This window comes from Fischerella muscicola PCC 7414 (assembly GCF_000317205.1).
Taxonomy (GTDB): Bacteria; Cyanobacteriota; Cyanobacteriia; order Cyanobacteriales; family Nostocaceae; genus Fischerella; species Fischerella muscicola.
Genome location: NZ_AJLK01000062.1, coordinates 25,913 through 38,255 on the forward strand (window position 1 = coordinate 25,913; position 12,343 = coordinate 38,255).

General features: G+C 45.2%; 9 protein-coding genes. All 9 read right to left on the bottom strand.

Annotated elements, in window-relative coordinates; genetic code table 11:
* Positions 1-151: 151 nt before the first annotated feature.
* Entirely contained in the window at positions 152-1,378 is a 1,227-nt protein-coding gene (locus UYI_RS0109095; protein WP_016866357.1) for a glycosyltransferase family 4 protein, read from the bottom strand.
* A gap of 33 nt (positions 1,379-1,411) precedes the next feature.
* The gene (locus UYI_RS0109100; protein WP_016866358.1) at positions 1,412-3,070 is read right to left on the bottom strand and encodes a glycosyltransferase family 4 protein; all 1,659 of its coding nucleotides are present in this window, start codon (positions 3,068-3,070) and stop codon (positions 1,412-1,414) included.
* A gap of 86 nt (positions 3,071-3,156) precedes the next feature.
* Positions 3,157-4,143 (bottom strand): hypothetical protein, encoded by a 987-nt coding sequence (locus tag UYI_RS0109105; RefSeq protein WP_016866359.1) that lies wholly within the window; start codon positions 4,141-4,143, stop codon positions 3,157-3,159.
* A 21-nt stretch (positions 4,144-4,164) separates the two neighbouring features.
* The gene (locus UYI_RS0109110) at positions 4,165-7,200 is read right to left on the bottom strand and encodes a N,N-dimethylformamidase beta subunit family domain-containing protein (protein WP_016866360.1); all 3,036 of its coding nucleotides are present in this window, start codon (positions 7,198-7,200) and stop codon (positions 4,165-4,167) included.
* A 143-nt stretch (positions 7,201-7,343) separates the two neighbouring features.
* On the bottom strand, positions 7,344-8,546 hold the full coding sequence (locus UYI_RS0109115) for a DegT/DnrJ/EryC1/StrS family aminotransferase (protein ID WP_016866361.1): 1,203 nt from the start codon (positions 8,544-8,546) through the stop codon (positions 7,344-7,346).
* Entirely contained in the window at positions 8,539-9,513 is a 975-nt protein-coding gene (locus UYI_RS0109120; RefSeq protein WP_016866362.1) for an NAD-dependent epimerase/dehydratase family protein, read from the bottom strand. The genes UYI_RS0109115 and UYI_RS0109120 overlap by 8 nt, the downstream gene beginning before the upstream one ends.
* Complete coding sequence (locus tag UYI_RS0109125) at positions 9,503-10,210, bottom strand: acyltransferase (RefSeq protein WP_016866363.1); 708 nt, start codon at positions 10,208-10,210, stop codon at positions 9,503-9,505. The genes UYI_RS0109120 and UYI_RS0109125 overlap by 11 nt, the downstream gene beginning before the upstream one ends.
* Complete coding sequence (locus UYI_RS0109130) at positions 10,211-11,305, bottom strand: DegT/DnrJ/EryC1/StrS family aminotransferase (protein ID WP_016866364.1); 1,095 nt, start codon at positions 11,303-11,305, stop codon at positions 10,211-10,213.
* Positions 11,302-12,339, bottom strand: a complete 1,038-nt coding sequence (locus UYI_RS0109135) for a Gfo/Idh/MocA family protein (protein WP_016866365.1) — start codon at positions 12,337-12,339, stop codon at positions 11,302-11,304. The genes UYI_RS0109130 and UYI_RS0109135 overlap by 4 nt, the downstream gene beginning before the upstream one ends.
* Positions 12,340-12,343 lie beyond the last annotated feature (4 nt).

Below are 12,343 nucleotides of genomic sequence, written 5' to 3' on the forward strand. Positions count from 1 at the left end.
GAAATTAATTATGCGTTACCCAAAATCCTTGTAGAGACGCGCTGTTTGAAGCGTCTCTACATTCCATGGCGCGTCTCTACATTCTTTTTCACCAGATGTCTATGAAAGTCGATACTATTTATTGCAATGCTGAAAGCATAATTAAGCATATTTAGTTTCTTGATAACTGATGGTAAATTTCAATGTATCGTTTTGCCTGAAGTTCTAAGCTGTATTCAGTCAGAGCTATTTGTCGACAGTTTTGCCCCATCTGCTGGCGCTGTTGGTTATCTTCTAAAAGCTGCACAATGCCATTACACAAATCTTGAGCATCCTCTGGTGAGGCTAAATAGCCAGTGATACCTGGACGTACTAAATCTGGGACACCACCAATTTTGAAAGAAACCATCGCAGTCCCACAAGCCATGCTCTCTTGCAGTACTAACGGTAGATTATCAGCACGAGTCGGAAAAATAAACAGATCAGCGGCAGAATAGGCAATGGACTTGAGACGATCGCTGCTTACGTACCCAAGATTCAGGTTAGGCATCCCCACTACTTCCGCAAGAGATTCACTACCATAACCGATAGTCAGAAGCATAGTTTCCGCTTTCAGTGAATCTGGTAAGGCTTGCAGAGCTTTGACTAGTAAGTCACCACCCTTGCGGCTATATTTTATATCTAAAGCTGCAAACATTAAAACTTTTTTATCTGCTGGAATGCCAAGGATGGAACGGCATTTTTCAGTGTCAAGAGGCTGATAAGCTTCCGTATCAATACCATAAGGAATGTGATGAATTGACTTGTCTTGCAGCATACTCTGCTTCACTTGCTCAGCCAGCCAAGTACTGGGAGTCACTATGGTGAGGTGAGAGCGGCTGTAAACCCAGTTTTTTACTTTCCACTCTAGGTAAGTATTATCTCTGGCAATGGCTGGATAGGTAGCTGGATAAGGACATTTGCCACAACCAAATTTCCAGCGATCGCAATCATAACTATAAGAGCAATGCCCAGTAAAGCTCCACATATCATGGAGTGTAAAAACAGCAGGCTTATTTTCCGTTAAATAGGGAATTGCTAAGTAGTTAAAATAACCAGTATGCAAGTTGTGAAAGTTAAGAATATCTGCTTGTTTATAGAAGTTATGCTTGGGAATATCAAAACTGCCGAGCCAGTTAATATCATTAAGTCCAAAATGGCAAGCGAAGCGATAACACAAATTTTCAACACGGTACTTACTGCGAGGAGCAGTTACTACGCAGTCACTGCTGTTTGTGAGCGTTCCCACCAGTATGCGCGAGTCTACACCTTGAGCTAGCAAACCTTGATGTAGTCGGTAACCTGCGATTCCTGCTCCATTACCGAGACCATCAGATTGATTGATATGTAAAATATTCATCTTGGAAAAATATTTTTATCTGTTCCCTATTGCCTATTGCCCATTACCCATTTTCAATACAGAACGTAAAGGTAAGTAGTAGCGCAAGCGAAACCACTCAGGTAGTAAAAGACTTATTTGGTTTTGCCAACCGTGCTTTTTAGCCAACCGCATCCAATGATAAAGTCTCTGTTCAAAAGGCATAATTGGTAATCGAGGCTGGATCATATCGTCAAGTTCACAATTCCAACTATGGTCACGAATCCAGAAGACATCTGGCTCGGTTATAAACATTTGATCCATAGCAGATGAAGTAACTTTTACCCGAGGTAGAGTAGCAGCACGGGTGTACACCTCTTCCAAGTTATGCTGCCAATTACTTCCCATGTGTACCTCAACAATACGCCTCCTCGTTGCTTCTCCTAATGAGAGCCGTAATTCTTCATCTGCGACTAAGCGCGATAGAACAGTTGTGTACTCCTCGAGATCGTGTACGCGAATCAAATTGCCAGTCAAACCAGGCATATCAGCACCAAGTATCTCACATGCATCGGAGGAGTATGGGTAGCGACTCACCAACGGTACACCATAGCTTCCTGCTTCCAGTAGTGATGTAATCGAAACAAAAGGATAAGAATCAACATAAATATCAGCTGCCTGGTAGTATACAGCAGTATCTTCAGTATGCCCAAGGGCTATGATTCTTCCTTGAGTTTGCTGTATGGCACTTGACCAATCTTCACTACCACCTGGGCCAATAACAACTAGGATAGCGCGGTCATGTTTTTTTAATAGTGGAACGTGTGCATCAGCAAAACTTATGCCGTCAGTCTTTCTGTATTTAGGCGCCCTAGCAATAGAGAGTAGTAGAGTGCTGTTTTCATCAATGCCAAGCTGTTGCTTTGCCTGTGTGCGAGAAAGCTGTCTGTGAGAGGGTTCCAAAATGGTAGGCAGGAGCATGTTACGCTCTGCTTCAATACCCCGGCGCTTTTGTGAAAGATGCATACCAGACTCACGGAGATTTGCAACAATATCACTAACGGCTGCTCCCAACCAAAAGCAGTGATCGCCGTGATTTACATAAATAATCGGTGGAGATAGTTCTTTATTAGCAAAGGCAATTATTGGAATGACATCGTGTTCCCATATATGTAGCACTACGATGTCCGCTGTCGCGGCAATTTTCCGTAATCGTTTGGCTCGAGAGACAAAACTACCAATGGTTTCGTTCAGCAAGAATATTTTGCCGTGACTATTGCTTACCAACTCTCTTAAGATTTGAGGCACTTCATTCGGTGCTTGCTTTGTCAAGGCCAGGGAATGCGATCGCTCCGTATCTTGTTGTATCCAGCGTCGAATAAATCTAGGAATACCACCGAAAGGCGAAGAAATATTGGTAGAAACATGCAGGATATTTTTTGGTCTTTTGGATAAAGAAGGTTCTTGAGCGGGAGCGACGGTTGTTTGTGTGATCTGGCGTCCTATTGTTAGGAGGATATTTTCCAGTTCCGGGCTGCTAAAAAGACCACAATGTTTAAACTGTGCATGAAAAGCTGCAATTTCTGCATATACAGCCGCCGCGTCATAATTACCATGATCTGCGAAGTCTCTTGCCTCAGCAACCAGGTTGCGAAAAACCTCGAAATTTTGTGGAATGAGTAGGCTGTTTTCCTCTCGCCAAAGGCTGAGTGTATTGTTAGCTAATTTCTCCATACAGTTTTTTTATTTCTTCAATATCAAAAGGCGATCACTCTTTTTGGGAGGGCGATCGCATTCAATAAATCTCAAAATTGTGGAATTTAGGCTTTTGGAGAGAAAGCAAACTTCTCGACTGCCAACTCACTTACTAGCCCCATCTTGCCAGTTTTCACGTCTACCGTAAACAGGGCATTGTTTTTGACACGATTGTCAGCAGCAAGCGCATACAATTGACCGGAGGAAGAGAAGGCTAAGTCTTTCACATCGTTAACAAGGGGACGTCCCTCAAAGTTCAGTGGAGTCAGTCTCTGAATTTTAACCTTGCCAGTAGCTATGGCTTTATCCTGCAAGTTCATTGAAACTAAAACAGGGACACCTTCTGAACCAATCTCGGTTGCGAAAATGTTTCCCTTCGGATCTTGGCATAGGTTAGCGAATCGATGGGTAGGCGGCAGTTGGGGTAAGCCCAGATCATCGCCAGAAAGAATTTTACCTGTGGTGAGATCAAGTGTTCTAAAAGCAAAAGGCGTAATGCCCTCAGTTCCTACCAAGGATAGAACTTGATTCTTGGGAAGGCTGAGTAAACTATCGACTGTTTGATTGAATTTCTCGAAATCTAGAACTGTTTGGGCTGTGAATTTAGCGCTAGTAATGTTTTCAACAGTAGAAGTGATGCCACCAATAGAAATAAGATAGTTGAAATAACCATTTCTCGTGCTAGAAACCGTAGAAATTACAATAGTTCCATCTGCGAGTACTATCAATTTCGTAATCCGGTCATAATCAGGAAGAAAGAAGGCCCGAGGCGTTTTCGGTCTCGATGATAGATTGTCAACAGACAGAACTGGCACACTAGCTTTAGAAAGAACCTTTCCCGTCGCCAGATCAGCAACGCTCACTTCCACTGATGGAGTTTGGTTTTCCCGATTTTGCTCTTTGGATGCACTCAGGAGGTTGACTCCATAAATAACCTCCTGACTCGGCTCACTCTTTTGAGCAAGCACCTTACTAGAGAGATCGGCCACAATAGTGGAAGTCAAGCTGGCAGCTGCCAGTTGGGTAAATTGTCGACGTTTCAAAGGTGACATTGATGATTTTTGTGGGATAGTTTAAGGAACAATCAGGTTGGCATTTGGCGTTAGGGGTCTAGCTCCCATATCTGCTAAGATGTTGACAGTTATTTGCTTGACGCGATCATCTTCCCGAGCTGGGTTAACACCATCACTGTCTAGACCCCATGCCCACTGAATTGTGCCAGAGGCAAAAACTTTAGCGCCACTACTGGCCGTGTAGCGGGTGGAGTGGGATTTGGTGAAATCCTGGTTGGCAGGGAGGGATTGTTCTCCAGGTGGTTCGTCGAAGGTTGGCAATGTGCCAGAGGGCTGGACTGGTGACTCAGCCAAAACGACAAGATTGGCAGGAGTAGACCCATTATTAACGATAAAATCCCATTCGTAGCCTACTAACAGAGCCAACTGATCCCCATTCTGAAGTCCCGTGTTTGCATAGTAAGGATCGCTGCTGTTGGTGACGACAAAATTATAACCACTGTAGAGATCGAGGTCGCTACCATACATGACTCCTAACAAAGCGTTTTCCGGCCGTTGGTTCTGGACGCTGCGGAATTTATTAGTGGCAGCTGATGACCCCTGCTGCTGAGCGACTGGATCTAATGCCCAATCTTGTTTGTAGCACGCCATCACCCGGTTGGACTGTACTTGCCCAGCAGCAGGAGTGGAATCTTCAAACCTGACTCGCCAATAGCAAGTATTAGCAGAGAAAAATCCTATATTAATTCCGGCATTGCGCGCAGCTTCGACATGATCTCGGATTTCTTCAGACCAATACTCATCGTGGCCCACAGACAGGAATACTTTGTGATTGAGCAATCTTTGTTCGTCGGTGTGAACCTGCATGTTGTCAGTGTAGGTAACATCGTAACCTTGAGATTCCAGCCAGCGCACCATATTGTATTCCCATCGCAGGAGTGTGTCAGGCTCAAATGACTGTTCATAAGTTGCTTGGTAGACAGGTCGGTCGTAGGAAACCTTGAAAGCCCGCTGACCACCAATGCTGTTAAAGCCGTACAAGCTGTAACCCCCTGTCGCACTATAGGCCAGAACAGTGGAAACGCTGCTCTGAAATAGAACATCGGCGGTACTGCTATCATCACGAACGACAAACCACACATGTGCCACTTTGCTAGTTGCTTGGTCGGTGAGCTTGGCGACATAAAGACCACTAGTCCATTTCTTATTATTGTCGTCTACTACCTGTAAGGTATAGGAAGTTGACCAGTTACACTCGATCAGGCGAGTATTGGGGTCTAGGGTACAAGCGGGTTGCGTCGTGCCATTGAGCGGGCCACTGCTCGCCATTAATCTTCCTCCTGTGCCACCATAGTAGCCCAAGCGGTATACGTCGATGGTAAACTGTCCAGGTTGTGCAAGAGAAACCTTAATGTCCAGCGATCCCCCCTTATTGACACTGGTTGCTGAGGCATAGCCTGCAATCTCACCATTGGCCCGGTTGACAAGTTTCCAATTAGTTGTGCCAGAATTTAGGTTTTCCAAATAGATGGGATTAGTGTTTGCTGGAGTTGCTGTAGCCGAGAAAGTGATACTACCGATGCCGGCTGCCGTGGCGGTTACTATCACCCCTCCAGGTCCACTCGGCACCGGTCCCAGCGTCAAGTTCGTACTTGCTTCACCGCTAGCATTAGTCTGTATACTGGCAGGCGAGACTGAACCTCCACCATTAGTAATGGCAAAGTTGACCGTCACTCCCGATTGAGGATTATTTTGAGCGTTTACAACTCGCACGACTAAGGGGTTGGGCAGAGTCGATCCCGTAGTGCCAATCTGATTGTCTCCACTGACTTTAATCAAGGTACTGCCAACAACAAAGCCGATATCCCGATAATAGTTACTATTGCGATAAGAGCTAGTTGGGAAAGAATTTGGAGTAATGTTATATACCCCATTGTTACCGTCTGCTACTGAGCTGAGGTCGCCATTGACTATGGAGTTGCCCAGTTCATCATTGGTGGCGACATAATAGGCGTTGACGTTAACAGAGACTACATAAGTCGTATTAGCTTGAATGTTAACTGGTGTTTCTAGTAACTGTTGCTGCCAACCAGAAGCTGTCTCGTTAGTAAAAGTGACGCTTTCTAGGAGCGTTCCCGTTGCTGTCCAAATCTTGCCAATATGAGTTCCTGTCTCGCTAGAGGCTTTCCAAAAGCGAATGGCAGTAATCTGTCCCCCTTTGGTGCTGCGGAATTTCATACCTAATTCATAGGGAACGCCATCAGTGACATTGGAAATGCTGGGAACTTGAGTCGTCAAAACTGTTTGTGTGCCTCCTGGGGGATTCGCAGTCGCTGAGAAGGTAACACTACCTATTCCGTCTGCTGTGGCACTTACAGTATTAGTTACAGAACTGATCGCACCAGGGCTAGCTCCCAGCGTTAAGGTGGTGCTAGCCTGACCGCTAGCATTAGTTACTGCACTAGCAGGCGAGACTGACCCCCCGCCACTGGTGACGGCAAAGTTCACCGTCACTCCGGATTGAGGATTACCAGCACTGTCTTTGACCTGAACAACTAAGGGGTTAGGCAAGGTAGCTCCGGTTGCACCAGTTTGATTGTCGCCGCTTACCTTTGTAATTGTCGGCAGGGCAACAGGCACAAAGTTAATGTCACGAAAATAGTTAGTATTCCGGTAGGAATTATTTGGGAAAGCCCCTAGAGTACCATTAAATACCCCATTATTGCCGTCTGCTACTGAGCTAAGATCGCCATTAGTTATGGAACTACCTAATTGATCATAAGTGGCGACATAATACTCATTGATGTTGACAGAGACAACATAGGTCGTATTTGCTTGAATGTTAATTGGTGTGCTGAGAGCCTGCTCCTGCCAACCAGAAGCAGTCTCATTAGTAAAAGTGACATTTGCAAGGAGCGTTCCCGTTGCCGACCAGATCCTGCCAGTGTGAGTTCCCGTCTCGCTAGGGGCTTTCCAGAAGCGAACAGCAGTTATCTGCCCCTCTGTAGCGCTACGGAACTTCATGCCTAATTCGTAGGAAGTATTATCAGTGAAATCTGAAATGTTTGGGACTTGATTGGTAAAGAGGGTAGCCATAGGTATGTTCTAAGAAATTTAATTAATACTGGTTATAAAAGCAACTTTTATCATTAGGAATACTGTACACTCGTCTTTAAATTAAGCTATTTGAAGGATGCTAGATTAACTTTACTAGAAACAATTTACACACAAGGATTTTTTTAAACTTGACAAGCCATCTTCAAAACTTTCACCACATAGTTCTGTTGCTGTTGAGTCATCTGATGAAATAGGGGTAACAGGACGGTATGATCTTGTGCTTGCTCACTCTCACAAAGGCGATCGCAAGTTCCTTTTCTACAGTGACAAGTTTCTTTTTCACTGTCACACGACCAAGTTTCATGTTCATATGCCACTTCGCGGTGGGCGCACATAATTCCCCGGCGTGTAGATATCCCTGCATCCAGCATTGTCTGCATTACTTGCCGTTGATCAGATTTCTGAGGCAACCTGACGCAGTAACTCTGCCAGTTACTTTTTGCCCAAGCTGGTTCTGTCGGTAATTTCAATCCAGGCACATCTGCAAGCATTTCTTGATACCTTTGTGCCAAATAACGCCGACGCTCAACTATTTCTGGCAGGCGTTTGAGTTGTTCGCGTCCTACTGCTGCTTGGATATCGGTCATGCGGTAGTTGTAACCCAGCATCGGGTAAGACTCAAATATTACCTGTTTTGCACCGTGACGTACGGTGTCAGGAACACTCATTCCATGCTGTCGCCAGAGACGAAATTGCTTATCCCACTCAGGGTTGTTGGTGGTAAGCATTCCACCGTCACCCGTGGTAATGACTTTGCGCGGATGGAAAGAAAAACAGGCAATATCCCCGTGTGGTTTGCCGATTTTCTCCCATTGTCCGTCCCAGAGAATTTCACTACCAATGGCACAGGCAGCATCTTCAATGACTGGTAAATTGTGACTGCGGGCAATGTCCAAAATGGCTTTCAGGTCACAAGGCATCCCCATTTGGTGGACGATGAGAATAGCACGAGTGCGATCGCTAATCACATCTTCAATCAACATCGGGTTGATGTTATATGTCTGCGGTTCAATATCCACAAACACGGGGATTGCCCCACAGTAACGAATGCTGTTGGCGGTGGCAATATAGGAGTGGCTGACGGTAATCACTTCATCTCCTGGCTGCACTCCCACAGCTAACAGTGCCAGGTGTAGGGCTGTTGTACAATTAGAAACAGCACAAGCATACTTAGCCCCTACGTAAGCTGCAAAATCTTGCTCAAAGGCGGAGACTTCCGGTCCTTGCGTCACCCAACCAGACATAATTGCGCGCCTAGCTGCCTCTGCTTCTGATTCACCCATCCAGGGTTTAGCAATTGGAATGGATTGTATCTTTTCAGACATTGCTTGTTTCCTTCATTTGCTTTTCAGAGCGCCACCAATTCACCAACCGACGCAATCCCTCTTCTAGAGACACTTGTGCTTCAAAGCCTAGTAATTGCTTAGCTTTGCTCACATCTGCAAGTCGGCGCTGTACAGGGTTGACTTTGCGTTCTGGGCCATATTCTGGCTTCAAGTCCGATCCCATTACCTTAGCCAAGCTATAGGCGAGGTCATTCAAACTACTTTCTACACCACTAGCAACATTAAACACTTCGTCTGTAACATCGGCTTTAGCTGCCAAGATATTGGCTTTGGCGATATCTTCGATATACACGAAGTCCATAGTCTGCTTACCATCGCCAAAAATTAGTGGTGGTTGACCTGCGGCGATCCGATCCATCCACCGGATCAGCACTTCGGTGTAGACACCGTAAATATCCATGCGCGGTCCGTAGACATTGAAGTAGCGCAATGCTACATAGTCTAGACCGTACATATCATAGAAACTGCGTAGTAAACCTTCGTTAAAGACTTTGGCTGCACCATAGAGGGTGCGGTTATTGTAGGGGTGGTGAGATTCTGTAGTGGGGAAATCCTCTGCCATCCCGTAAATAGAAGCTGAAGACGCTGCAACCACCTTTTGAACTTTAGCGTTGACTGCCGCTTCCAAAACATTAAACGTACCATCAGCTAGTACTTCCAATGCCAAACGTGGTTCTTCAGCACATTGGGTGATGCGAATTGCTGCTTGGTGAAAGACATAATCTACACCTTGCATCACTTCCCCTAAAAGTTTTTGATCCCGAATATCGCCTTCAATAATAACTAGAGGCCCATGTTCTTTTGCCCAAGCCAGGTTTTCCAGTCGTCCACGTGTGAAATTATCCAAAACAATAATTTCCGCAACTCCTTCTTTGATTAGCAAATCGGCAATATGGGAGCCAACTAAACCTGCGCCACCCGTAATTAATACTCGACTATTTTGCATTTTCTGTATTCTCCGATGGTTCGTATCCTTCTCGCCAGCGTAAAAACCGAGCCGGAACACCAGCTACAATGGCATAAGCTGGTACATCCCTAGTGACAACTGCGCCAGCACCCACAATACTGTGTTTACCGATTGTCACCCCAGGAAGAATGACCGCATTCATCCCAATATCGGCTCCTGTTTCAACTTTTACCAATTTAATTTCGAGGTCTGTTTTGATAATTGGCACATCAATGGGCAATCCAGTGTGGCTAGAACCCAACACTTTTGCACCTGGTCCCCAACCCACGTAATCTTCAATAATCAAGTCACGGGCATCAAAGTAACTCTGTGGTCCAATCCAAACCTGATTCCCAATTACACACTTACCATCGAATCTTCCCTGAATATAGCTGTGGGAACCAATGAACACCCTATTTCCAATTTCAAAGGTTTCTAGATGCTTGAAACCTACACCATTACCAATATGAATGCCGTGTCCGAATTTACTTGCTACTGCACGCCAAATAACTCGCCGCATTAACGCATCAAAATCTCCATCACTGATCACAAAGCGGGCGTACAATTCGATTAATCCGTTATTACCATATTGATGGCGTAAATATTCTGCTAGTCCCACCTCATAATCTGGGTCTAGCTTCAATTCTTGTGAGCCATGTACAGCTTTGACTATCCTACTTTTAACTGGCTCAGACATTTAAACACTCTCACACACGGCAGCGCTAACAATTTTTATCTGCTCTGAAGAAAGTTCTGCACACATTGGCAACGAAAGTACTTCATTGGCTACCAATTCAGCACAAGGAAAATCACCAGCTTTGTATCCTAAATCTGCATAGGCCTGCTGCAAGTGTACGGGAATGGGATAATGAATGCCTGTTTGAACTCCTTGCTCCTGTAGTTTTTGCTGTAGTGCATCTCGCTCCTGACTACGCACTACATAAACGTGGTAAACATGATAACTATAGGGCATTACTGTTGGTGTTTTCACATTAGAGTTTGCCAAAAGTTGATCATACAGTGCTGCATGAACCCTGCGTGCTTCCGTCCAAGCATCTAAATAGCGCAATTTTACTCGCAAAATTGCACCCTGGATACCATCCATGCGATAGTTATAACCCTTGAGAACATGGTGATACCTTTGTTCTTGCCCCCAATCCCGTAACATTTTGATGGTACGGGCATATTCAGGGTTATTGGTGACGACTGCGCCACCTTCACCGTATGCCCCTAAATTCTTACCTGGGTAAAAACTAAAACAGCCAATATCCCCAATACTGCCTACCCGTTGGCTTTTGTATTCAGCACGGTGGGCTTGGGCAGCATCTTCAATTACAGTCAAACCATGACGCTGAGCAATTTCCATGATCGGGTTCATGTCTGCGGGTTGACCGTACAAATGCACTGGCAAAATGGCTTTAGTTTTTGCAGTTATGGCTTGTTCAATTTTGGTGACATCAATGGTGTAGGAAACCGGATCAATATCTACAAATACGGGCGTTGCGCCAGTGTAAACAATAGCTGCAACAGTAGCAACAAAAGTAAAAGGTGTGGTAATAACTTCGTCACCGGCACCAATACCAGCTGCCAAGAGGGCTAAGTGCAAGGCGCTAGTGCCTGTATTTAAGGCTATACTGTAATCCGCATTGCAATATTGGGCGAACTCTTGCTCAAAAGCTGCTACCTCACTCCCCAAGATAAATTGGGTACTTTGCAAAACTTTGAGGACGGCAGCATCAATTTCCTCTTTAATACTCAAATATTGAGCTTTAAGATCTACGAATGGAATCATACCGCTACCCCTGCTATGTTAAGTTCAACTAATTGTCCCTGCTTTTTCATAGACTCAGTAGCAGCTTCCAGAATTCTGACTACCCGCAGTCCGGCTTGCCCATCAGTAATGGGGCGATCGCCTGTTTGAATACAATTAATAAAGTGCAATCCTTCTGTCCGCAGTGCTTCCGTTACTTCCAAATGCGGCGCCCACATATCCCCTGCACGGTAACCAATCAGCATTTGGTAAAGGCTTTCAGTATTGCCATTGACGGTAATCCCCTTGTCGTAAATCTTTACCTTCTCGCTAGGTTCTAAGTCATCGTAAACAATCATGCGTTGGCTACCACCAATCAGTGTACGACGGACTTTCACTGGTGCTAACCAGTTCACATGAATGTGAGCAATTAAATTACCTTCAAAGAACAGAGTTAAATAGGCGATATTTTCCGGTTCCCCAGGTACATGACTCATCCCTGTTGTCGAGACAGCGTAAGGTTGGGATGGCAGTATGTAGTCCATAATGGAAAGGTCGTGGACTGCCAAATCCCAGATCACATTGACATCGTGCTGGAAGAGTCCCAGGTTAACACGCACGGAATCATAGTAATAAATATCACCAATCACATTGGTAACTACTAAATCCCGCATTTTGCGTACAGCACCTGTGTAGACAAAGGTGTGATCCACCATCAATACTAGGTTGCGTTTTTCTGCCTCTTCAATTAGCCGCATGGCTTGTTCTGAGGAGACTGTCATCGGCTTCTCTACGAGTACGTGCTTGCCAGCTTGCAATGCAGCTAAAGCCAAGTCGAAATGGGTAGACACAGGTGTAGCGATCGCCACAGCATCTATTTTGGGGTCGTTAAATATATCTTGGCAATCTGTTGTGACTTGTATATTTGGATATCGAGCCTGCACCTTTGCCAACAGTTCTGGCTTAAAATCACTAACCGTTTTTACCTGTGCCCCTGGGGTTTCAACAAAATTTCTGACCAAATTTGGTCCCCAGTAGCCATAACCAATCACACCGATGTTAATGTTTTTTCCCATAGTT